The organism is Streptomyces sp. CNP082, assembly GCF_059570535.1.
Genome location: NZ_JCANSZ010000008.1, coordinates 151463 through 174396 on the forward strand (window position 1 = coordinate 151463; position 22934 = coordinate 174396).

Here is a 22934-nt window from a genome sequence, read left to right on the forward strand (position 1 = left end):
TGACCGTGTTCTGGGGCACCCTCTACGGTCGGCTCTGCAAAATCTTTCGACCCGAACACCGATACACCGATGTGGCTGTGGCGCGTCAGCTCTCCGAAGGACGAGGAGGGTTATACATGGCTCATCCGGTACGCACACGGCTGCGCGGCGCACGCCTGCTGGCCGGGACGGCACTCGCCGGTCTCGTGCTCGCGCTGCTGCCCGCCGCCGCGACCCAGGCGAGCGCCAGGCCGGCCGCCGCCGGCAACGACGTCATCGCCAATCTGTGGTCCTGGAACTGGTCGTCGGTCGCCACCGAGTGCACCGACGTCCTCGGCCCCGCCGGGTACGCCGCCGTGTGGGTGGCGCCGCCCGCGGAATCCCTGTCCCACCCCCAGCACCACTGGTGGGACGTCTACCAGCCCTACAGCTACGCCCTGAACGGCCGGCTGGGCAGCGAGGCCGACTTCACCGCCATGACCGCCGCCTGCAACGGCGCCGGCGTCGCCGTCTACACCGACGCCGTCGTCAACCACACCGCCGCGCAGACCGGCACCGGCTACGCCGGCACCGCGCTCGGCGACAAGTACGCGCCGCCCATGTACTCCCGGGCGGACTACAACGTCGACGTCTGCGACCACGAGATCAGCAACTGGAACGACAAGTGGGAGGTGCAGAACTGCGAACTGCTCGGCCTGCCGGACCTGAAGACCGGCAGCGACGCCGTCCGCGACAAGATCGCCGGGTATCTCAACGCGCAGATCGCCCGCGGCGTCTCCGGCTTCCGCGTGGACGCCGCCAAGCACATCCCGGCCGCCGACCTGGAAGCGATCACCGGCCGGCTGGACGACACCGCGGCCGGCTCCCGGCCGTTCGTCTTCCACGAAGTCTTCCCCGGCGGCACCCCCGCGCCCGAGGAGTACTTCGGCAGCGGCAGGGTGCTGGACTTCACCTTCGGCGACCGGCTGAAGGCCGCGTTCCTCGGCGACATCGCCCAGTTGGAGAACCTCGGCCCCGACCAGGGGCTGCTGCCCGCGCAGAACTCGGTGTCGTTCGTCACCAACCACGACACCGAGCGCGACGGCCGCCACCTGACGTACAAGGACGGCGACACCGCCGTCCTCGCCAACGTCTTCCAACTGGGCTGGAAGCACGCCCCGCCCACCGTCTACGCGGGCTTCGAGTTCGCCGGAAAGGACGACTCGCCGCCCGCCGACTCCGGGGGTTTCGTCACCGGCACCGACTGCGGCGCCGGCTGGTACTGCCTGGACCGCGACCCGCGGATCACGGGGATGGTCGGCTGGCGCAACGCCACCGGCGATGCGGACGTCACCGACTGGCAGTCGCCGCGCGCCAACGTCGTCGGCTTCGGCCGCGGCGACCGCGGGTTCGTGGCGCTCAACAACACGGCGGACCCGGTGAGCCAGGAGTTCGGCACGGCGGTCGCGGACGGCACGTACTGCAACGTCCTCGACGGCTGCGCCACCGAGGTCACCGTCGCGGGCGGACGGGTCACGCTCGACCTGCCCGCCAAGGGCGCCGTCGCGTTCCATCCGTAGGGGGTCTGGGGGCACGGCCCCCGGATTCATCGGCACCGGGCCCGGTGGAGCCGCTTTCGGCACCCGGGCCCGGCGAGCCGCTTACGCGGGCGCCGAGGCCGTCGAGCCGCGTACCACCAGCTCCGGGTGGAAGACGAACTCGGCGTGCGGCGCCGGGGTGCCGCCGATCTCCTCCAGCAGGGCCCGCACCGCCGCCTGGCCCATCGCCGTCACCGGCTGGCGCACCGTGGTCAGCGGCGGGTCGGTGAAGGCGATCAGCGGGGAGTCGTCGTAGCCCACCACCGACACCTGCGCCGGCACCGCGAGTCCGCGCTGGCGGGCCGCGCGGATCGCGCCCAGCGCCATCATGTCGCTGGCGCACACGATCCCCGTGCAGCCGCGGTCCAGCAGCGCCGCCGCCGCGGCCTGCCCGCCCTCCAGCGAGTACAGCGAGTGCTCGATCCCCGCCCGCGCCTCCTCCTCCGGTACGGACAGCACGGTGCGCATGGAGTCGAGGAACCCCTCGACCTTCCGCTGTACGGGCACGAAGCGGCCCGGTCCGAGCGCGAGCCCGATGCGGCGGTGGCCCAGGGAGGCCAGGTGGGTCACCGACAGCCGCATGGCGTCCCGGTCGTCGGGGGAGATGAACGTGCCCTGGAACTTCTCCGAGTAGCCGTTGATCATCACGAACGGCACGCCCTGGCCGCGCAGCCGCGTGTACCGCTCCATGTCGGCGGTGGTGTCGGCGTGCAGCCCGGAGACGAAGACGATGCCGTCCACGCCGCGCTCCACGAGCATCTCGGTCAGCTCGTCCTCCGTCGAGCCGCCCGGCGTCTGCGCGGCCAGCACCGGGGTGTAGCCCTGCCGGGTCAGCGCCTGGCCGATGACCTGGGCGAAGCCGGGGAAGATCGGGTTGTCCAACTCGGGGATGAGCAGCCCGATCAGGCCCGCGCTGCGCCGGCGCAGCTTCACCGGCCGCTCGTAGCCGAGCACGTCGAGCGCGGCCAGCACGGCCTGCCGGGTGGTGTCCGCCACGCCCGGCCTGCCGTTCAGCACCCGGCTGACCGTGGCCTCACTCACCCCGGCCTGGGCCGCGATGTCGGCGAGCCGCGCGGTCGCGGGACCTGACTGTTCCTGGCGCACGTCGTGTCCTCCCTGGTTCTCGGATGCGACCGTAACTCCTTGCAGAAATCTCTTGCAAGGTCTTTCGGTCGGCTTTCAATCCTGTTAACTTCCTCGGCGTCCGGCGCCGCGCTGTGCGGTCGCGGTTCCCCTGCTGAAGGAGAGTTCACTATGCGACGTGGCATAGCCGCCACCGCCCTGGCCGCCTCACTTGCGCTGGTGGCGACGGCCTGCGGTGACGACGGCGACGGCGACGGCGGCGGGAGCGCCGGCGGCCAGGTGACGATCACCTGGTGGGACACCTCCAACGCCACCAACGAGGCGCCCACGTACAAGGCGCTGATCAAGGAGTTCGAGAAGGCCCACCCGGACATCAAGGTCGAGTACGTCAACGTCCCCTTCGACCAGGCGCAGAACAAGTTCACCACCGCCGCCGGCACCAAGGGCGCCCCGGACGTGATCCGCACCGAGGTCGGCTGGACCGCCTCCTGGGCCAAGTCGCAGTTCCTCGCCCCGCTCGACGACACCGCGGCCCTGGCGAAGCCGGACGACTTCACGCCGTCGCTGCTGGAGCAGGCGCAGTACGAGGGCACCACCTACGGCGCCCCCATCGTCACCGACACGCTCGCGCTGATGTGGAACAAGGACCTGCTGAAGAAGGCCGGCCACGACGCGCCCCCCGCCGACTGGGACGAGTTGATGGACATCGCCGCCGACGTCGAGTCCAAGGCCGGCGCCGACGGCTTCTGGCTCAACCAGGACCCGTACTACACGCTGCCGTTCCTCTTCGGCGAGGGCACCGACATGGTCGACACCGGCGCGGAGGAGATCACCGTCAACTCGCCCGAGGCCGTCACCGGCGTCGAGAAGGCCAAGGAGATCGTCGACGCCCCCGGCACCGCCGACCTGGACGTCACCGCCGACGCCTACGCCCACATGCAGGACGCCTTCGTCAACGGCAAGGTCGCCATGATCATCCAGGGGCCCTGGGAGCTGACCAACGTCTACGCCGGACCGGCCTTCAAGGACAAGGCCAACCTCGGCGTCGCCCCCGTCCCGGCCGGCTCCACCGGCGAAGCCGGCGCACCCACCGGCGGCCACAACCTCTCCGTCTACAACGGCTCCGACGAGGCGCACAAGGAAGCCGCCATCGAGTTCACCGGCTGGATGACCTCCGCCAAGACCCAGTCGAAGATCGCGCTGGAGAACGGCACCCTGCCCACCCGCACCTCCGCCTACACCGACGAGGTCACGGCCGACCCGGGCATCGCCGGCTACCGGCAGGTCCTCGCCGAGACCGCGCAGCCGCGCCCCGCGCTGCCCGAGTACAGCACGCTGCTCGGCGACGCCTTCAAGCAGAACCTCGCCAAGGTCTTCAAGGGCGATTCCGGCGTCAAGGACGGACTCGACGCCACCGCCGAGGAGTTCGGCGAGCTGGTCCCCGACTTCGCGTAGAGCAGCGGCGCGCGCGGAAGGGCACCGAAGTGATCAGCAGCCTCAAGAAGTCGTACAACCGCCACTGGTACGCCTATGCCATGGTGGCCCCGGTCGCCGCCGTCCTCGGCGTGCTCGTGGCGTACCCGCTGGGCCGCGGCGTCTACCTGTCGCTGACCGACGCCACCAGCGACAACGTCGGCCGCACCATCGGCGTCAACAAGATCCCGGACAGCTTCTCCTTCGTCGGCTTCGACCACTACGTCGAGATCCTCACCGGCAGCGCCGCCGACACCTTCTGGAAGCAGTTCGTCTGGACGCTCTTCTGGACCGCCGCCTGCGTCACCCTCCACTACGGCATCGGCCTGGGCCTCGCCGTGCTGCTCAACCGCAAGATGCGCGGGCGGACCCTGTACCGGCTGGCGCTGATCCTGCCGTGGGCGGTGCCGACGTTCGTCACCGTCTTCTCCTGGCGGATGATCCTCGCCGACGGAGGCGTGCTGAACTCCGCGTTCGCCTCCGTCGGCATGCCGGAACCGGCCTGGCTCAGCGAGCCGTTCTGGCAGCGCACGGCGGCGATCGTCGTCAACACCTGGTGCGGGGTGCCGTTCATGATGGTCTCGCTGCTCGGCGGGCTGCAATCCATCCCCGACGAGCTGTACGAGGCCGCGGAGACCGACGGCGCCACGCCCTGGCAGCGCTTCCGGTACGTGACGCTGCCCGGCCTGCGCGCGGTGAGCAGCACGGTGATCATGCTGGGCGTGATCTGGACGTTCAACCAGTTCATCGTCATCTTCCTGCTGTTCGGCTCCACCGCGCCCGACACCGAGATCCTGGTCACCTGGGCGTACCGGCTCGGCTTCGGCCAGACGCCGCGGGACTACGCGGGCTCCGCCGCGTACGGCGTGATCATCCTGTCCATGCTCGTCGTGCTGGTGTCGGTCTACCGCCGCTGGCTGAACCGCAACGAGGAGGCGGCCGTCCGATGACCCGCGTACCCTCCCGCCCGCGCCCGCGCCCGCGCCCGCGCCCGCGCCCCCGCCCCCGCCCCCGCCCGCGCGGCCGTGGCGAGCGCAGCACGGCCGCGTCCGTCGCACTGCACGGCACGCTGCTCGCCGCGAGCTTCGTCGCGCTCTTCCCGGTCGCCTGGCTCGCCTGGGTCTCCCTCGGCCCCGACAAGACCGACTTCCTGCACGCCGGCGACATAGCCGGGAAGATGAGCCTGTCGAACTACACGACCGTGCTGTCCGACACCGACTTCCTGCAGTGGGTCGGCAACTCGCTGATCGTCAGCCTCGGCACCTGCCTGATCGGCGTCTTCGTCTCCGCCAGCGCCGCGTACGCCGTCTCGCGCATGCGCTTCCCCGGCCACCGGCAGCTCATGTGGACCTTCCTGGTCACGCAGATGTTCCCGTTCGCCATCCTCATCGTGCCGCTGTACAACATCCTGGCCGGGCTCGACCTGCTGGACACGTACTGGGCGCTGATCGCCGTCAACCTCACCCAGGCCGTGCCGTACTGCGCCTGGCTGCTCAGGGGCTACTTCGACACCATCCCGCACGAGATCGACGAGGCCGGCAGGGTCGACGGGCTCACGCCCTTCGGCACGTTCTGGCGGCTGGTGCTGCCGCTGGCCCGGCCGGGCATGGCCGTCGCGGCGTTCTACACCTTCATCACCTCGTGGGCTGAGTTCGCCTTCGCGTCGGTGTTCATGCTCAGCTCCGACAAGTACACCCTGCCCATCGGCCTGGCGACCTTCGTCAGCGAGCACGACCAGCAGTGGAACCTGATGGCCGCCACCGGCGTGCTCATCGGGATCCCGGCCGCGGCGTTCTTCTACCTCGTCCAGCGCCACCTGGTGACCGGCCTGACGGCCGGCGCCGCCAAGTCGTGAACGGCCCTCCCGCACCCTTAGCCCCGCCCCCACCCGCAAGCCACTGGACGCGGCCCGCAGGCCGCCCGCCCACCGACGACCCGGGGAAGACATGACCCAGCACCTTGCCGCCCGTACGGCCGCCGACTCCGCCGACGCCCTCGACTGGTGGCGCGACGCGGTGATCTACCAGGTCTATCCGCGCAGCTTCGCCGACGGCGACGGCGACGGCACCGGCGACCTGCCCGGCATCCGCGCCCGGCTGCCCTACCTCGCCGAACTCGGCGTGGACGCGGTGTGGCTCAGCCCGTTCTACGCCTCCCCGCAGGCCGACGGCGGCTACGACGTCGCCGACTACCGCGCCATCGACCCCGTCTACGGCACCCTCCACGACGCCGACGCCCTCATCCGCGACGCCCACGAACTGGGCCTGCGGATCATCGTGGACGTCGTGCCCAACCACTCCTCCGACCGGTACGAGTGGTTCCGCCGCGCCCTCGCCGAAGGCCCCGGCTCCCCGCTGCGCGCCCGCTACCACTTCCGCCCGGGAAAGGGCGCGGACGGCGAACTGCCGCCCAACGACTGGGAGTCGATCTTCGGCGGCCCCGCCTGGACCCGCTGCCCCGACGGCGAGTGGTACCTGCACCTGTTCGCGCCCGAGCAGCCCGACTTCAACTGGGACCACCCGGCGGTCGCCGACGAGTTCCGCTCCATCCTGCGCTTCTGGCTCGACATGGGCGTGGACGGCTTCCGCGTGGACGTCGCCCACGGCCTGGTCAAGGCCGCCGGGCTGCCCGACATCGGCGGCGAAGACCAGCTCAGGCTGCTCGGCAACGCCGCCATGCCGTACTTCGACCAGGACGGCGTGCACGCCGTCTACCGCAGTTGGCGCCGCGTGCTGGAGGAGTACCCCGGCCGGCGCATCGCCGTCGCCGAGGCGTGGACGCCGACGGTGGAGCGCACCGCCAACTACGTACGCCCCGACGAGCTGCACCAGGCGTTCAACTTCCAGTACCTCGGCACGTACTGGGACGCCGCCGAGCTGCGCCCCGTCATCGACGATTCGCTGGCCGCCATGCGCCCCGTCGGCGCCCCCGCGACCTGGGTGCTGTCCAACCACGACGTCACCCGCCACACCACCCGCTTCGCCAACCCGGCGGGCCTGGGCACCCAGTTGCGGTCCGCGGGGGACTCCGCTCTCGGCCTGCGCCGCGCCCGCGCCGCGACGCTGCTGATGCTCGCGCTGCCCGGCTCCGCGTACCTCTACCAGGGCGAGGAGCTGGGCCTGCCGGACGTCACCGACCTGCCCGACGAGGTGCGGCAGGACCCGGCGTTCGCGCGCGGGGCGGGACAGGACGGGTTCCGCGACGGCTGCCGGGTGCCCATCCCGTGGACGGTGGCGGGCAGTTCGTACGGCTTCGGCGCCGGCGGCAGTTGGCTGCCGCAGCCGGCGGGCTGGGGCGAGCTGAGCGTCGAGGCGCAGACCGGCGACCCGGGCTCCACGCTGGAGCTGTACCGGGCGGCGCTGGCGCTGCGCCGCCAACACCCGGCGCTGGGTGCGGGCGACGGGGTGGAGTGGCTGGCCGCGCCGGCGGGGGTGCTGCTGTTCCGGCGGACGCCAAGCAGCGGTCCCGCGTTCGTCTGCGCGGCGAACACCACGGGGGCGGCGGTGCGGATCACGGTGCCGGCGGGGCGGATGCTGCTGGCGAGTGCGGATGCGACGGGCGGGGAGCCGGGCGGGGAGTCCGGCGGCGAGGTGGAGCTGCCGGCGGACACCACGGTGTGGTGGTCGGCGGAGGGAGCCTGAGCGGTACGCACCGGGCGCACACCCCCGACGTACGACAGGTTGCCACGCCCGGGTGGTGGCGGATTCCTCCCCCTGAGCCACCACCCGGGCGACCCGTTGCCGATAGCCTCGATGAGCTGGACTGAGGCGAGCGCGGAGGCAGTTGATGCCGGGTCAGGAGACGGGGACGCCGGACGCCGGGGGCGGGCGGGGCAGACGCCGGGACCTGCGGGGCCGCACCTTCCCCCGCGCCGCGCTCGAGGCCGCCGGCGGCCAGACGGAGATCCTTCGGGAGCTGCGGGCCTGGGCCGAGCAGGAGGCCGAGGACGCCATCGAGTGGTATCTGGCCGACAAGCGCCGCAAACGCCTCGGCTCCCGCGTCATCAGCGCCCTGACGATCCTCCTCGCCGTCGCCGGCACGCTCGTCCCGCTGGCGAGCGTCCTCTCCGGCGGCCCGCCGCAGGGCTGGGGATACGTGCTGCTGGCGCTGGCCGCGGGCTGTAAGGGCTTCGACCACTTCTTCGGGCTGTCCTCGGGCTGGATGCGCGACATCGCCGCGGCGCAGGCGCTGCGCGCGGCGCTGAACGACTTCCGGCTGGCGTGGGCGGCGGAGCACCTGCGGTCGGCTGAGCGTACGGACGAGGCCGCGGGCGCCCTCGATCCGGCAGTGCTGGAGCGCCGGCTCGCCATGCTGACGTCGCTGGTCGAGGCCGTACGACGGCACGTGGAGGCGGAGACGGCGGAGTGGCTGACGGAGTTCCGGGCCACGGCGCAGCAGCTCCAGGACCACGCGGGGCCGCCGATGGCCGCGGGGGCGTGAGGCGCGGGTGGCCACGGAGCGGATGCTGACGGTCGTCCTGCCGGACGGTGCGGAGCAGGATGTCGTGCTGGAGGCGCCCGACAACACGTCGGTGGCGATGGTGGCGCGGCGGCTCGCGGACTGGTGCCGCCGCCCACCCGGCCCGCATCCGCTCTTTTTCGCCGACGCCAGCCAACTGCCGCCCGACGCCACGCTCGCGGACGTGCCCGTGCGCCCCGGCACCCGGCTCTGGCTCGGTGAACCGCCCGCCGAACCGGTGTGGAACCACGTCACGCCCGAGTTCATCCACCGCCAGCTCCTCAAGAAGGGAGTCGCGGAACCGCGCGACGGCGGCACGCTCCTGGTCTCCCGCCGCGGAGGTGACCCGGACGTCCCGAGGCCCGGGCGCAGTGGCTGGCGGCGCCTGCTGCCGGGCAGGCGACAGGATCCGGACAGGGAGCCCGGCGGCCAGTCATGGTTCCAGGACCCCCGCAGCCTGCTCTTCGGCGAGGCACAGTTATGGCATCGGGCTCCGGGCAGCGCGCCGTTCCTCCAGCTCATGCTGGGTTACGACTTCGACCTCCCCGAGCCGAGGCAGCCGGTGCCGGTCCTGGTGGACCTGCCCGACGTCGGGGTCCTCGGCCTCGCGGGTGAGCAGGCGGGCGAGGCCGGCGCGTGGCTCGTCGCCTCCATCCTGGCCACGCACAGCCCCGCAGACGTCGACGTGCACGTCCTGACCAGCGGCCGGGACCGCCGCGTCTGGGACTTCCTCCGCCTGATCCCGCACACCCCCTCGTCCGGCCCGCGGATCGCCTACGACGCCGAGACGGCTGCCCGGCACATCCACGACCTCCTGAGCCGCGGCTCCGCCCCGCCCGGAAGCCCCCAGCCGACCGCGGCCGTGCTCGTGCTCGACGGAGCCCGCAGGCTGCGTGCGCTGCCGGCGGTCTCGGAACTGCTCCAGCACGGACCCGAGCACGCGGTGTTCTCGATCTGCCTGGAGGAGTACGCGCGGCTGCTGCCCTCGGAGTGCCGCGCGACAGGCGAGATCGACGGAACCCCCCGGCTGCTGCAGGAGGGAAGGCCCGCACACGAGGGCTGGCACGCGCACCGGGCCAGCCGCGCACAGACCGATCGCATCGGCCGCATCCTCGCACCCCTCCGCGACCCCGCAGTCTTCGCGGAGCCGGGCAGCCCCCGCCTGCTCGACCTGCTCGACCTTCCGCCGTACGACGTCAACGAGCAACGCCGGGGCCGGTGGGGACTTCCCCCCGAGCTTTCCGCCCCGGTCGGCGAGTCCCAGGGCGTCCCGGTCGCCATTGACCTTGTACGCGACGGCCCGCACGCCCTCGTCGCCGGCACGACCGGCTCCGGCAAGACGGAGTTCCTGCGCACCTGGATCGCCTCCATGGCCACCGCCCACCCGCCCGACGCCGTGTCGTTCGTGCTGGTGGACTACAAGGGCGGCAGCGCGTTCTCCGACTGCGTCCGGCTGCCGCACACCGTCGAGATGCTCTCCGACCTCGACGGCTATCTCGTCGAACGCACCCTCACCGGCCTCGCCGCCGAACTACGCAGACGCGAGGGACTGCTGATGAGGGCCGGAGCGCGTGACATCAGCGGCTACGCCGACCTATACGCGGCCGGGGACGAACGCGCCCGTGACCCGCTGCCCCGGCTGGTGCTCGTCGTGGACGAGGCCGCGGCGCTCATCAGTGAGTTACCCGACTTCGTCCGCGGCCTCGTGGAGGTTGCGCGGCGCGGTCGCTCCCTCGGCGTCCACCTGGTGCTCGCCACCCAGCGGCCCGGCGCCGTGGCGACCACTGAGATCCGCGCCAACACCAACCTGCGTATCGCCCTGCGGGTCGCGGCCGAGGGCGAGAGCATCGACGTGATCGACGCGCCGAACGCGGCCTGGCTCGACACGTCCGAGCCCGGGGCCGCGTACGTACGCACCGGCGCCGAGGCGCTCGTGCGGCTGCGCACCGCGCGTGTCGGCGTGCTCTCGGTGGTCGGCCCGGGCGGTGAGCCGCTCGTGCGGGTACGCGGCGCCCCGTGGGCGGGCGACGAGGAGGGCGGCAGATCCCTTCGCGTCGAGCCGGAACCGACCGGGCGGACGGATCTCGCCACCCTCGTGGACGTCATCCGCGATGCCGTCGCTGCCGCCGGCATCCCCAGGCCCACGGCGCTGCTGCCGCCCCCGCTCCGCGAGGAGATCGACCTGGACGCGCTGTCCGCGGGCCGGCCCGCGCCGGACGCGCAGCCCGAGCGGTGGCGCGACCTGGTGCCCGTGCCGATCGGCCTGGCGGACGCCCCCGACGCCCAGCGGCAGGACCTCGCGATGCTGGATCTGTCCGACAACACGCCGCTGTTCGTCGCCGGCGGCCCACGCAGCGGGCGCTCGCAGCTCCTGCGCACCGTGGCCGGCGCCGTCGCCCGCCGGCACAGCCTGGTCGACGTGCACCTCTACGGCATCGACTGCGGCAGCGGCGCGCTGCAGGTGCTCGGCGAACTGCCGCACTGCGGTGCGGTCGTCTCCCGCAGCGAACGCGACCGGCTCACCAGGCTGCTGGACCGGCTCACCACCACTGTGCGGGTACGGCAGTCGCAGCTCGCCGCCGGGGCGTTCCCCGACATCGCCGCACAGCGGCAGGCGGTGGCGACGCACCGGCGGCTGCCGTATCTGCTGGTGCTCCTGGACGGCTGGGAAGGCCTGCAGGAGGTGCTCGAGGACGCGGAGCACGGCAAGTACGTCGATGACTGCCGCTGGCTCTTCCGGGAAGGGCCGCGGGTCGGCGTCCACCCGGTCGTCGCCGGCGGCCGGGCGGTGCTGTCCGCCCGGATCAGGAGGACGGCCTCGAACACGCTCGTGCTGCCGTTCAGCGACCACCGGGATTACGAGGAGGCGGGCATCAACCCCCGCCGGGTGCCGGAGTACCTGCCCCCCGGCCGCGCCCTTTCCGCCCAGGGCCGGGACCGTACCGTCATGCAGGTCGCGCTCCTGCCCGGCGTTCCCACGGCCCGCGGCCAGGCCGAGGCGCTGGCCAGGATCGGCGAGGCGGCCCGGGAACGGGACGCCCAAGTGCCGCTGACACAGCGCCCGTTCCGGGTGGACGCGCTGGACTTCGCCGCCGACCGCTTCCACGTCGGCGGCGGTACGGGCCGGCCGGTGGGCCGGGACGCGGAGCTGGCATGGCTGCGCGACCGGTACGCCACCGGCACCTCGGTCGCGCTGCTCGGCCCGCGCCGGGCGGGCAAGACGTGGGTGCTCGGCGAGCTGGAGCGGCGCCTCGTCGCGGACGGCGCGCGCCGGGTCCGCAAGCTCACCATCCCCCACCGCGCCAGCCAGGTGGACAGCCCGGACGAGCTGGCCGCCCTCCTCGACCCCGCCGTGCGCGGCGCGACGAGCCCCGCCGAGGCGCTGCTCACGCGGGCCGCCGAGCGCGCGGCGCACGCCGACCGGGAGGCGTTCCTGCTCGACGAGGTCGGCCGGCTCGCCGAATACCACCCCGCGGCCGTCTCCTGGCTGCGCGACCTCGGCCAGGCCGGCGCGTGGCTCGTCTACACCGGCACCGAGAAGGACTGGCAGACCGTCGTGCGCTCCGCGCTCACCGCCCCCGGCTCCAGCTTCGGCAACGACGTCGACAAACGCATCCTCGGCCCCCTCGGCGAGCCGCATGCGCTGGCGTTCCTCACCGGCACGGCCGCGAACCTCGGCGTCGACATCGAGCCCGGCCGCGCGGGCGCGCGCATCCTGGCGCTGGTCGGCACCTGGCCGTTCTACCTCCAGGTGATGGGCGACGCGGTGGTACGGGCCGTCCAGGCGGACGACCGCCGTCCGCTGACGAGCGGGCCGGCGCTCGAAGAGCTGTGCCGGCAGGAGCTGCTGATCGGGCGCAGCGAGCAGTTCCAGTCCCGCTGGGCGGAGATCGGCCCCGCCGGCCGCGCCGCGCTGCTGCAGTCCCCCGGCGCGCCCCCGCCGGAGCCGGCGCCGGCGCAGCGGATGGAGCTGCGGGACGTCGGGCTGCTGCGGCCGGGGGACGTGTGGCTGGCGGACCGGCCGTTCTTCGAGTGGATCGCGCTGAGCCAGGTGAGCCTGCGGGACGAGTCGTTCCGGGCCGGAGGCCGCCAGCCTCCGGCCACCCCTGCTCCCGGCCCCGCCTCCGCTCCCGGCCCCGCCGGGCCGTCGGCGGACAACCCACGGGGCGACGGCCCCCGTAGCGACAGTGATGAGGAGCCAGCCCCATGAGCTGCTTCCGGCCGAGCCGGGCCTACCAGCCCGAGCTGGACGTCCGGTTCCCCGGCGATCACCTGCCCGGCTGGGCGCGGCCCCTGGTCGAGGGCCAGTTGCCCAACTCCGCCGCGTGGCTGGTGGAGCTGCCCCGCCGGGCGGGCAAGACGTGGCTGGCGCATGCCGTCGCACGGGCCCGGGGCGAGCAGCCGTCGCGCCGGGTGGACCTGCGCTCGACCGCCGAGACGATACGGCGCCGGGGCCTGTCGTGCCTGCGGGGCACCCGGCAGCCGCCGGGGGTGCCGCACGGGTGCGTGGTGCTGGTCGACGAGCCGGCGCTGGCGCGGCGCGCGGAGGGCGCCGGCGGCCCGGCCCGTACGCATCCCCTCACCCGCGCCGCACTGCGCAGCCCCGCGCCCCCGCCCCCGGCCGGAGTCGACCCCGCGGCGCTGGCCGCCGGTCTTGAGCAGGTGCGTGACGTGGGCGCCGTGCCCGTCGTCTTCGCCACCCCCGCCGAGCAGTTGCTGCTCGCCCCGCACCTCGGTGCCGACGCACCCAAGGACGTGCTGCGCCCGCCGCCGCTCGCGGACGACGAGTGCGCGCGCATGGCCGCCCGCGCCCCGGAGTGGGCGCCCGGGGTCGTCGAGCTGCTGCGTGGCGTCGAACCCGCGTGGCTGCACACGCCGTTCCTCCTCGAACTCGCCCTGCAGACCGCCGAAGAGCACCCCGCGCTGCGCACCGACGCGGCGCGGCTGGCGACGGCCGCGTACGAGGAGGCGTGCGGCCGGCACCAGTACGTGCCGCAGTGGTTCCACGACGGCCTGGCCCCCGAGCACCGGGCGGCGCTGCGGGCGCGGCGGTGGCGCGACGCGGGCGTGGAGGTCGCCGTACGGGCCGCGCACACGCCGCCCGCGGACGACCCGGTGCTCGTCCGCCACCTGCCCGACGTGCTGCGCGTCCACCACGTCACCGACCTCCACCACGGCGGCGGGCTGCGCGCCAACGTGGACGCCAAGGACACCTCGCAGGCCGGGCAGCGGCTCGCGGAGCTGGCGGGCGCGGGCTCGCCGCTGGACGCGTACCTGGACCACGTGCGCCAGCTCGCCGGGCAGGGCCGCGCGCCGCACCTGATCATCGCCACGGGCGACCTCGTCAACCGCCCCGTCGACGCCGACGGCGAGACGGCGCTCGCGTGGCTGCGCGCGCTCCAGGACCAGCTCGCCGACCACGCCGACCTGCGCCCCGACGACCCGCGGGTGCTCCTGACCGGCGGCAACCACGACGTGTCGTGGGAGCTGTGCCTGGACGAGGACCCGCAGGCGCGGCACCGCTGGTTCGCCCGGGTCTTCGCCCCCTACCCGCACCCCGACCTGCACGAGCCCGACACCGCGAGGCGCCGGGCCTACGTCACCTACCCGGACGCCGGGCTGCGGGTGGCCCTCCTCGGCACCGCCGAGTCCGGCGGCGAACCGGCGCACGACCGGGACCGGGAGCGGCTGGAGCGGTTCCGCGAGAGGTACGTGGCGGCGGCGGACGCGGCGGACGGAGAGGCCGTACACCGGATCGTGCTGGACTTCGAGCGCCACGACCCCGGGATCATCGCCCGGGGCGTACTCGACCGGCTCACGCGCGCACCGGGCTACGTCACCCTGGCGGCCCTGCACCACCCGCTGTCGCCGGTGCCGGCGGTGGAGATCGCCCCGTACTCGGGGGTGGTCAACGCGGGCCAGGCGAAGTGGACGCTGGCGGAGGCCGCCACGTCCCTGGTCCTGCACGGCCACACCCACCTGGGCTTCACCGCGGCCGAACGCCTGCTGGGCACCGCCCGCCCCTGGACCACCCGCATCGCGGGCGCCCCGGCGCTGGGGAGCCGCGAGTCGGACGAGCGCAACGGCTACAACGAGGTCTTCGTCGCCCGCGAGGGCGGCGACCACGCGCTGGCACTGCGCACGGTCCGCTACGAGGCAGGCACCTGGACCCCGGGCCCCACCGTCGGCTTCACCCCAGGCGCCCCAGACGAAACCCCCCTGCCCACCCTCTGCCACGACCCCGCGTGACGCCCAGCGCGCTGGCGCCCGGTGGTCCGGTGGTCCCGGCGGTGCCGCAACGTGGGCCGGGCCGGGGCCGTGGCGTGCGGCGACGGCGGGGGAGGGGTCCGGCGCGCGGTGCTCCGTGTGTTCTGGCGCCCGGTGGTCCTGTGGTCCCGGCGGTGCCGCAACGTGGGCCGGGCCGGGGCCGTGGCGTGCGGCGACGGCGGGGGAGGGGTCCGGCGCGCGGTGCTCCGTGTGTTCTGGCGCCCGGTGGTCCTGTGGTCCCGGCGGTGCCGCAACGTCGACCGGAACGAAGCCGATGTGGTCCCGGCGGTGCCGCAACGTCGACCGGGTCGAGGCCGTGACACGCGGCGACGCTGCGCGGGAGGAAGGGCGCGCGGTGCTCCGCGTGTTCTGGCGCTTGGTGGTCCGGCCGGTTCCCGGCCGTGCCGCGGCTGCGCCGGGCCGGGGCCGCTGGCTGCGGCACGGTGCGCGGAAGAGCGCCGCGCTCACGCCCGCGCACCCGGCACCGCACCGACGGCGCCGAAGGCGCCCGTCGCCAGCCGGGCGAAACCGCGGCCCGCCCCGAACGACGTGCACCGCCGGCATCCGCCGCCGACCGGCATCCGCCGCCGACCGGCGGCCGGTGCCTGCCGCGGCGCAGCCGCACGCGGCGCCGGGTGTACGTCAGCGCCGGTGGCCCGGCCGGTCGCCCGCCGCGGCGGCCCCGGCCCGCTGTCGGCGGTGTTCGCGGCGGGGTGCCCCTGGCCGGGGCCCGCCGAAGCCGTACTCCCGAGCCCGGCGTCTCTCCGCACCGCGCGGCGACTTCCGCGTGGCACGGACCCTGGCCGACGTCCCGTGGAACCGTCGGCTCAGCTCTGCACCGCTTCCTGCCCTGCCCCCTGGCCCTGCTCCTCCTGCCCCGCCCCCGCCGCCGCATCCGCGGCACCACCCGCCGTCGCCCCCGCTGCAGGCCCCGGCGTGCCCGCGGCAGGCGACCCCGTGCCCGCGGCAGGCGACCCCGTGCCCGCCGCAGGCGACCCCGTGCCCGCCGCAGGCGACCCCGTGCCCGCCGCAGGCGACCCCGTGCCGGCCGCCAGGCCCAGCGCACCCGGGTGCACGGACTCCCGCACCGCCGCGTACTGCTGCCGTACCGCGTGGCCCAGCGCCAGGTCCTCGTCCGCCTCGAACGTCTCGTGCGGCCCCGTCTCCCACACCGGAGGTGCCTCCGCGCTCAGCCGCCCCTCCGCGACCCCCAGCGCCCACGCCGCCTGCCGGGCCGCGCCGAGCGCCGCGTAGTCGGCGGACGCCGGGACCACGACCTGCGCCTGGAGGACGGCCGGCGCCAGCGCCTGCACCGCCGGGAGGTTCGCGGCGGCGCCGAGGAGGAAGACGCGGCGTACGGTGACGCCCCGCGCCCGCAGCACCTCCAAGGCGTCCGCGAGGCCGCACAACATGCCCTCGAACGCCGCGCGTGCCAGGTGATCGGGCCGCATGCTCTCGCGGCGCAGGCCGTGCAGGGAGCCGGCGGTCTGGGGGAGGCTCGGGGTGCGTTCGCCGTCGAGGTACGGCAGGAGGACGAGCCCGTGGGCGCCGGGCGTGGAGTTCAGCGCCATCTCGGAGAGCCGCTCCAGGTCGGTCGGCGCCAGGCCCAGCAGCTCCGCGGCGCCGCGCAGGGCGCGTAGGGCGTTGAGGGTGTGGACGACCGGCAGGTGCATGCCGGTGGCGTCGGCGAGCGCGGTGACGGTGCCGCCGGTGTCGGGCAGCGCCGCGTCGTGCACGGCGTAGACGGAGCCGGAGGCGCCGAGGGTGACGACCGCGTCGCCGGCGCCGAGGCCGAGGCCGAAGACGGCGGCCATCGTCTCGCCGGTGCCGGCGGAGATCAGCAGCCCCTCGGGGGTGCGGCCGGCGGCCTCGGCGGGGCCGAGCACGTCCGGCAGGCCGGCCTCGTGGCCGAGGGCCAGCTCGACGAGGTCGCGGCGCCACTCGCCGGTGTACGCGGACCAGTAGCCGGTGGTGGAGGCGGAGCCGCGGTCGGTGGTGCGGCGCGACGGCTTGCCGAGCAGTTGCCAGACGAGCCAGTCGTGCGGGGTCATGAGCTGCGCGGTGCGCTTGGCGTGGTCGGGTTCGGTGGCGGCGAAGCGGCGCAGCTTGGTGACGGGCAGCTTGGCGTCCGGCAGGGCGCCGACGGCCTCCGCCCACGCCGCCCGGCCGCCGAACTCGCCGACGAGGTCGGCGGCGGCGCCCTGGGCCCGCTTGTCGTTGCCGGTGAGCGCGTGGTGTACGGGCGCGCCCGAGGCGTCCAGCGGGATGACGGCGTGCTGCTGGGCGGCGACCCCGATGGCCTGCACGCCCTCCAGCAGGCCGCCGTCGGCGGCCTCGCCGAGCGAGAGGAGCCACGTCTGCGGGTCGGCGGTGTATGCCGCGTATGCCGCCCCCGCCTCGTCGGCCGGCTCGGACGCCGGATGCGGGGCGTAGCCCTGCTTGAGTACCGCGCCGGTGTCGGCGTCGCAGACGACGATGTTGGTGCCTTCAGGCGAGCTGTCCAGACCGGCGACTATCCCCATGCCGCAGATTATTTCCTATCGGCGGGGCCGCCCGGGCACCGGAGCGGTTTCGGCCGCGGGACCGGCGGGATCCGGCCTGCCCGGGGACGGGGGAGCCAGGACCGGCGCCCCCGCCCGGCGGGCGGCCGAGGGGTCACGTGTTCGTCGTACCCCAGTCGTCGGACTCCTCGCGCCGGCCGCTGCCGTTCGCGTGTCCGTTCCCGTGGCGGAGGTGGACGCGCGAGGCGAGGTTCTCCGGCACGACGTCCGCGAACTTCGTGGAGAGCGAGTTCGCCGCCTTCGTCACGGCGTCCCGGCTGGTCAGCGCGGCGGCCTCGGCGGCGTTGCGCACGGCGGGGTTCTCGCTGAACTGCTGCGCCGCCTTCCGTAGCTGCTCGTAGCGCTCCCGCCCGGCCCGACTGCCCAGGACGTACCCGACTGCGATCCCCGCAACGAAGCTCACCCGGTACCGCATGGTCTCCACCTTCCCTCGGACTGCCACGACTGGGCTGTGCCGCCCTGCCGTCACCGGTACGGCTACCCGGGAGAGGGGGCAGGGGTGAATACCGATTTCGGAGCGGACCCAGCCATGCGCTAATGTATTGCGAGCAGCACAGGAGCGCCCCCCGGGAGCCGGAAGGGCCTCCGTGCGGAGCAGTCCTCCGTAGCTCAATCGGCAGAGCAGCCGGCTGTTAACCGGCAGGTTACTGGTTCGAGTCCAGTCGGGGGAGCAGGTGCGCGAAGGCCCCGACCGGGGCCTTCGCGCCTTTTCTGCCCGCGCCACCCTCCCAGCCCCACCGCCGCCCCCGGAACCGGACGCGGTCCGCCCGCGTCTTTCCGGACATGCGCAGCGGCCCGGCCTCACCCCGACGAAGGGGTCTCCGGGCGACAGATCGTATGAGCGGCTATGCTGCGGCAGACGGCGCGCACATCTGTACGTGACGCGCCGTACGGGGCGGTAGCTCAGCCGGTTAGAGCAACGGACTCATAATCCGTCGGTCGTGGGTTCGAGTCCCACCCGCCCCACCCGGAGGCTCACCCAGAGGGTCGTTCTGACCAGGGCTTTCCTGCTCAGCTCTGGTCGGCGCACGCGTTCCGGGCAGCCGTGGAGATCGTTTGCCGGCCCGCTGCTGGCCCGAACGCTAAGCGATCTTGAGTTCGCCGCGCCGCGGAGGGACTCACGGCAGCCACCACCGGTCCGCCATGCGCACGCGGTGGGGACACGCTGCGATCTCGCGGAGCGGCTCGGGGCGGGCCGGGCGTTCTACGATGGCAAGTGCCCCCCTCCGGGGTGGTGGCCGGCAGGGTTCCCGAGCGTTCCCATGGGTCCGTGGGAGTGACCGGGCTACGGCCTGGCCCTGTAGGCGCTCAGCACTCCTGCGAGGCCGCGGGAGTGCTGAGCAGGGGACAGCCTGGGCTGGGCGGCTCGGCCAGTAGCTGCCCGGGAACGGCGGACAGCCTGCTTCGTGTTCTACGGCTCCTCGGTGGCGGGGCCTTCTTCGGGCTCTGCACCCCTGGCCCTGATCAGCGGGGAGATGATCAGGTCGTACACCGCGACACCGACGAGTCCGCCGATGAGCGGGCCGACGATGGGGATCCACCAATAGCTGCTGAACCACTCGAACGTACCGGGGAGAGCAATAGAGCCCCAGCCTTCGAAATACGTCAACAATCGGGGGCCGAAGTCACGTGCTGGATTGATTGCGTACCCCGCGTTTGTGCCGAAAGTCAAACCGATCACGACGACCACCAAACCGATGAGGAACGGATGGAGGTTGGACATCGGAGCCGTATTGCGCTTGTCGATGAGTGCGCAGATCAGCAGAAGCAGGATGCCGGTCCCCACGATCTGGTCGAGCAAGGGACCCCACCAGGAGTCTCCGAAGTATTCGGCGGGGAACGTGGCGAAGATCGAGTATGTGGACAGTGATTTGTCCCGCGGGACACCCTCTTTTGTGATGGCCGCGTCGATGGCCCACCTGTAGGTCGCGTAGACGAGCGCTGCGGCGACGAAGGCGCCCACGACCTGCGCCAGCCAGTAGGGCAGGACCTTCCTCCAGGGGAAAACCCGTCGAGCCGCGAAGGCGAGGGTCACTGCGGGATTGATGTGGGCTCCACTGATACCTCCTGCCACATACACGCCGAATACCACGCCGAGGCCCCATCCCCACGAGATGATGAGCCAGTTGGCGGGCCCGAAGTCGCCGGTTTGCCGGCCTGATCCCGGCAGGCCGGCGACTGCGACAGCCACCGACCCGATACCCAGCAGAATCAGCACGAACGTGCCCAGGAACTCGGCTGCCATCTCGCCGCCGAGTCCTTCTCGATACCCGCGTCGACGAACGATGCGTTCAGCCATGTACCCTCCTCGGTCAGAAAGCCACGGGACCTTCAATTCCTCACCCGAAACGCAGGGTTATTCGGGGTAGACGCGCCGGTGAATCCGCAGATTTCACCTATACGGAGCAACCCGCGCGACAGGCAGTGAGGCTATGGCGCAGGGGGTTCAACGAAGTCTGGTCACCCGGGACACCAGCCGCCCCAGAACGTCGGCCAACCCGTTACCTTGACCGACCCCGGCCGTGCCGCGCTGCTTGCCGCCCGCCAGGTTCCGTACCGCCGGTCGTGGGTTCGAGTCCCACCCGCCCCACCCTCCGCCGTCGCCCGCGACCACCCCACCCTCCGCGGCTGCGGGCCCTAAGCTGGGAGCGAAGAGACGATGTGGGGGGCGCCTGCGGTGCTGGACGTGCAACTGCACCGGGATTTCCGGTATATCCACGAGCCATTACCCGCTGGCGACAGCGCGTTACCCACCCTCGGCCACGAGGAGCTGATCGGCGCGCTCGACGAGCGCCTGCGCTACTCGCACGGCGGTGCCTTCCTCGTCACCGGGTTCCGCGGGGTCGGCAAGTCCACCCTGGTGGGCCGGGCGCTGACCGCGGCCGCGGGGGAGTGGCGGGGTGACGAGGAACTGCTCGCGGTCCATCTGACGGTGGCGCGGGCGATGACGGCGGACGAGCTGCTGTTCGCCATCGTGCGGCGGATCGTCGAGACCCTCGACGACCGGGAGCTGCTCCAGCGCCTGCCGCCCGACGTGCAGGACAAGCTGCTGCTCGCGTACATGCGCACCTCGCTGTCGTACACCCAGACGCACTCCGAGAGCACCGAACGCGGCGCCACCCTCGGCGCGGGCGTGCGGCGCGGCGGTCTCGCCGCCCTGGCCCCCTCGCTCAGCCTCAGCGGCAGGCGTATCCAGGCGCAGGCCACCGAGGCGGCGTTCCTCGCCTACTCCGAGACCGACGTCGAGTACGACCTGCTGCGCATCATCCGGCTGCTCTCCGGCAGGGAAGGGCGGACGGCCCGGCCGCGCCGCCGGCTGCTCCGCCGCCGGAGGCGGCCCGGACCGCTGCGGATCCACCCCGTCGTGGTGCTCGACGAGATCGACAGACTCACCGACAACCGCGAGGAGGCGCTGGCGGATCTGGAGACGCTGCTCGCCCGGCTCAAGAACGTGCTGACCGCGCGGGGCGCGCACTTCGTCCTCGTCGCCGGGATCGACCTGCACGAGCGGGCGATCCGCGACGCCGAACGCGGCAACGGCGTCTACGACAGCGTCTTCGCCTGGCGGATGTACGTCCCGTGCCTGTGGGAGGCGCCCGAGCGGCTCGTACGATCGCTGACCTCCCCGGACCGGAGCGCCCAGAGCGGTTCCCGGCCTCCGGCCGGGGCCCGGCCGGAGGCCGTCGAGGGCGGCCTGAACCCGTGGCGGCGGGCCGAGTTCGTCCGCTATCTCAGCTACAAGGCGCGCGGGCTGACGCGGCGTCTCCTGCAGGAGTTCAACGGCCTGGTCGCCTGGGAGAACAGCGCGCCGTGCCTGCGCATCCCCGCCGAGGACTGGGAGCGCATCAAGTTCTACAGCGAGCTGGAACTGCTCGTGGCCGCGGCCGTGTCCGACGGCAGACCCGCCGGCCTGACCGCCGTACCCCTGGACCAGGACCGCTGGCGGCTCGGCGGCTACCACGTGGTCGACTGGGCACTGCGCAGCAGGGGCCGCTCCTTCACCGCCGCGGACATCTTCGGCGGCGGCGGGAACGAGCCCGGGATCGATCCGCTGCTGCGGATGGACAGCCCCACCGCCGAGCGCCTGCTGCGCCATCTGACGCGCTTCAACGTGCTGGAGGTCGTCAGCGAGGCGGGCCGGGCGGACATGACCGTCGTCGGCAACCCCGCCGAGGCACAGCCCAGCTACTACACCCTCACCACGCAACTCCGCCGCCAGCTCGACGACTTCGCGCGGCGCAGCGAATCGGAGCGGGCGGAGCTGCGCATGGGCGCCTCCTGGTCGCCCGGCCTGTACGACGCCTCCGTCGGCGACGGCCGCCGCCCGGACGCCGCCGCGCCGGTCCCGGCCCCGCCCCTCGGAGCCGGCTCGCCCGCACCACCCGTATCGCCCGTGTCGCCCGCGCCCCCTGCGTCGTCCGCGCCGCCCCCGCCCGGCGCCGCGCCGTTTCCGCCGGCTGGGACAAGCACGAACGGCGAGCCCACCGGCTCGTACCGGATCGGCCCCCCGGGAAGCGGCGGCCCGCGCCCCGAGCCGGACACTTCTGCTGCCCGCCGGCCCGATCCGGTCACGCCGATCACCGTCCTCGCCGACCGCTACGAGGTACGCGAACTCATCGGCCAGGGCGGGATGGGCGCCGTATACCGCGGCCGGGACACCCGCACCGGCCAGCCGGTCGCCGTCAAACTCCTCAACCGCTCCCTCGTCGAACACGACGAGGTCCGGGCCCGGCTCGAACGAGAGGCCCGCGTCGGGCAGATGTTCCGCAGCCCCCACGTCGTCCGCGTGCTGGACTTCCTCGACGGGCCCGACCCGGCCCTGGTCATGGAGCTGCTGGAGGCGCCCTCCCTGGAGGACGCCCTGGACGACCGCGGCTCCCTCAGCGCCCCCGAAACCACCCGGCTGGGCAGAGACATCGGCCGGGTGCTCGAACAGGCGGTGGCGCTGGAGGTGTCCCGGCTCGACCTCAAGCCGTCCAACGTGCTGCTGCACCCGGAGCGCGGGGCGGTCGTCATCGACCTGGGCATCGTCCGGTACGAGGGCCGGTACGCGGACAGCCTCACCCAGACCGGCGCGGTGATCGGCACCCCCGGGTACATCTCACCCGAGCAGGCCCTGGGCCACCACTCGGACATCCGGGCCGACCTGTTCGTGCTGGGCCTCATCCTCTACAGATGCCTCGCCGGCGAGTCCCCGTTCGACGCGGTCGAGCCGCTCGCCCTGCTCTACAGCGTCCTGACCGAGGACGTGCCGGTGGACAGGCTGGCGGTGTCGGAGGCGTTCAAGGCGGTGCTGCGCAAACTCACCGAGAAGGACCTCGACACCCGCTACCAGACCCCGGCCGACTTCCTCGCCGACCTCGCCGCCACCCAGGAGGCCCTGGACGAGCGGCGCGACCGCGACCCGACCCAGCCGGGGAACGCGTAGCGCCCGCGGGGCTTCTTGCGGCGGGGCAGAACCGCAGTGGCCCTTTCTGACGTCCTTCCGTGCAGGTCGCGCGGCGCCGGACGGTGTGGTCGGTGCCGTGTCAGGGGA

Annotated in this window: 13 protein-coding genes and 2 tRNA genes; 11 read left to right on the forward strand and 4 right to left on the reverse strand. The window is 73.4% G+C overall.

Features of this window, described 5'->3' with window-relative positions; translation table 11 throughout:
- The first annotated feature begins 116 nt into the window (after positions 1-116).
- Positions 117-1538, forward strand: coding sequence for an alpha-amylase (locus B124_RS10165; RefSeq protein ID WP_496502397.1), 1422 nt, complete (start codon positions 117-119; stop codon positions 1536-1538).
- Positions 1539-1619: 81 nt separating this feature from the next.
- On the opposite strand, the gene B124_RS10170 is transcribed toward B124_RS10165, so the two are convergent.
- Positions 1620-2660: a LacI family DNA-binding transcriptional regulator gene (locus B124_RS10170; RefSeq protein ID WP_496502398.1), complete on the reverse strand. Its 1041-nt coding sequence runs from the start codon at positions 2658-2660 to the stop codon at positions 1620-1622.
- A 150-nt stretch (positions 2661-2810) separates the two neighbouring features.
- Between B124_RS10170 and B124_RS10175 the strand changes: the two genes are divergently transcribed.
- The 7 genes from B124_RS10175 to B124_RS10205 all read left to right on the forward strand — a co-directional run bounded on the left by B124_RS10175 (position 2811) and on the right by B124_RS10205 (position 14819).
- On the forward strand, positions 2811-4094 hold the full coding sequence (locus B124_RS10175; RefSeq protein ID WP_496502399.1) for an extracellular solute-binding protein: 1284 nt from the start codon (positions 2811-2813) through the stop codon (positions 4092-4094).
- Between the two features lie 80 nt (positions 4095-4174).
- On the forward strand, positions 4175-5062 hold the full coding sequence (locus tag B124_RS10180; RefSeq protein ID WP_496502462.1) for a carbohydrate ABC transporter permease: 888 nt from the start codon (positions 4175-4177) through the stop codon (positions 5060-5062).
- On the forward strand, positions 5059-5967 hold the full coding sequence (locus B124_RS10185; RefSeq protein ID WP_496502400.1) for a sugar ABC transporter permease: 909 nt from the start codon (positions 5059-5061) through the stop codon (positions 5965-5967). The genes B124_RS10180 and B124_RS10185 overlap by 4 nt, the downstream gene beginning before the upstream one ends.
- A 91-nt stretch (positions 5968-6058) precedes the next feature.
- Entirely contained in the window at positions 6059-7753 is a 1695-nt protein-coding gene (locus tag B124_RS10190) for a glycoside hydrolase family 13 protein (RefSeq protein ID WP_496502401.1), read from the forward strand.
- Between the two features lie 145 nt (positions 7754-7898).
- Positions 7899-8552, forward strand: coding sequence for an SLATT domain-containing protein (locus B124_RS10195; RefSeq protein WP_496502402.1), 654 nt, complete (start codon positions 7899-7901; stop codon positions 8550-8552).
- Positions 8553-8559: 7 nt separating this feature from the next.
- Positions 8560-12780 carry an FtsK/SpoIIIE domain-containing protein gene (locus B124_RS10200; protein ID WP_496502403.1) on the forward strand — a complete coding sequence of 1407 codons (4221 nt, stop codon included), beginning with the start codon at positions 8560-8562 and terminating at the stop codon, positions 12778-12780.
- Positions 12777-14819 carry a metallophosphoesterase family protein gene (locus B124_RS10205; RefSeq protein WP_496502404.1) on the forward strand — a complete coding sequence of 681 codons (2043 nt, stop codon included), beginning with the start codon at positions 12777-12779 and terminating at the stop codon, positions 14817-14819. The genes B124_RS10200 and B124_RS10205 overlap by 4 nt, the downstream gene beginning before the upstream one ends.
- 845 nt (positions 14820-15664) lie before the next feature.
- On the opposite strand, the gene B124_RS10210 is transcribed toward B124_RS10205, so the two are convergent.
- Together B124_RS10210 and B124_RS10215 are read right to left on the reverse strand one after the other, a co-directional pair.
- On the reverse strand, positions 15665-17359 hold the full coding sequence (locus B124_RS10210; RefSeq protein WP_496502405.1) for an FGGY family carbohydrate kinase: 1695 nt from the start codon (positions 17357-17359) through the stop codon (positions 15665-15667).
- A 133-nt stretch (positions 17360-17492) separates the two neighbouring features.
- Complete coding sequence (locus B124_RS10215) at positions 17493-17813, reverse strand: YtxH domain-containing protein (RefSeq protein WP_496502406.1); 321 nt, start codon at positions 17811-17813, stop codon at positions 17493-17495.
- A 183-nt stretch (positions 17814-17996) separates the two neighbouring features.
- Here B124_RS10215 and B124_RS10220 point away from each other — a divergent pair.
- Both B124_RS10220 and B124_RS10225 read left to right on the forward strand, forming a co-directional pair.
- Positions 17997-18069, forward strand: a tRNA-Asn gene (locus B124_RS10220).
- 221 nt (positions 18070-18290) lie between these two features.
- Positions 18291-18364, forward strand: a tRNA-Ile gene (locus B124_RS10225).
- 445 nt (positions 18365-18809) lie between these two features.
- Here the strand turns inward: B124_RS10225 and B124_RS10230 are convergent.
- Positions 18810-19697 carry an MIP/aquaporin family protein gene (locus B124_RS10230; RefSeq protein ID WP_496502407.1) on the reverse strand — a complete coding sequence of 296 codons (888 nt, stop codon included), beginning with the start codon at positions 19695-19697 and terminating at the stop codon, positions 18810-18812.
- Positions 19698-20057: 360 nt separating this feature from the next.
- Between B124_RS10230 and B124_RS10235 the strand changes: the two genes are divergently transcribed.
- Positions 20058-22826, forward strand: coding sequence for a protein kinase domain-containing protein (locus tag B124_RS10235; protein WP_496502408.1), 2769 nt, complete (start codon positions 20058-20060; stop codon positions 22824-22826).
- Positions 22827-22934: the final 108 nt, after the last annotated feature.

What these genes read in the sequence shown, in the direction of transcription:
- B124_RS10175 (WP_496502399.1), top strand. Translation starts at nt 2,811, where the DNA reads ATGCGACGTGGCATAGCCGCCACCGCCCTGGCCGCCTCACTTGCGCTG.
- B124_RS10215 (WP_496502406.1), bottom strand. Translation starts at nt 17,813, where the DNA reads ATGCGGTACCGGGTGAGCTTCGTTGCGGGGATCGCAGTCGGGTACGTC.
- B124_RS10210 (WP_496502405.1), bottom strand. Translation starts at nt 17,359, where the DNA reads ATGGGGATAGTCGCCGGTCTGGACAGCTCGCCTGAAGGCACCAACATC.
- B124_RS10195 (WP_496502402.1), top strand. Translation starts at nt 7,899, where the DNA reads ATGCCGGGTCAGGAGACGGGGACGCCGGACGCCGGGGGCGGGCGGGGC.
- B124_RS10235 (WP_496502408.1), top strand. Translation starts at nt 20,058, where the DNA reads ATGTGGGGGGCGCCTGCGGTGCTGGACGTGCAACTGCACCGGGATTTC.
- B124_RS10190 (WP_496502401.1), top strand. Translation starts at nt 6,059, where the DNA reads ATGACCCAGCACCTTGCCGCCCGTACGGCCGCCGACTCCGCCGACGCC.
- B124_RS10180 (WP_496502462.1), top strand. Translation starts at nt 4,175, where the DNA reads ATGGTGGCCCCGGTCGCCGCCGTCCTCGGCGTGCTCGTGGCGTACCCG.
- B124_RS10185 (WP_496502400.1), top strand. Translation starts at nt 5,059, where the DNA reads ATGACCCGCGTACCCTCCCGCCCGCGCCCGCGCCCGCGCCCGCGCCCG.
- B124_RS10205 (WP_496502404.1), top strand. Translation starts at nt 12,777, where the DNA reads ATGAGCTGCTTCCGGCCGAGCCGGGCCTACCAGCCCGAGCTGGACGTC.
- B124_RS10165 (WP_496502397.1), top strand. Translation starts at nt 117, where the DNA reads ATGGCTCATCCGGTACGCACACGGCTGCGCGGCGCACGCCTGCTGGCC.
- B124_RS10230 (WP_496502407.1), bottom strand. Translation starts at nt 19,697, where the DNA reads ATGGCTGAACGCATCGTTCGTCGACGCGGGTATCGAGAAGGACTCGGC.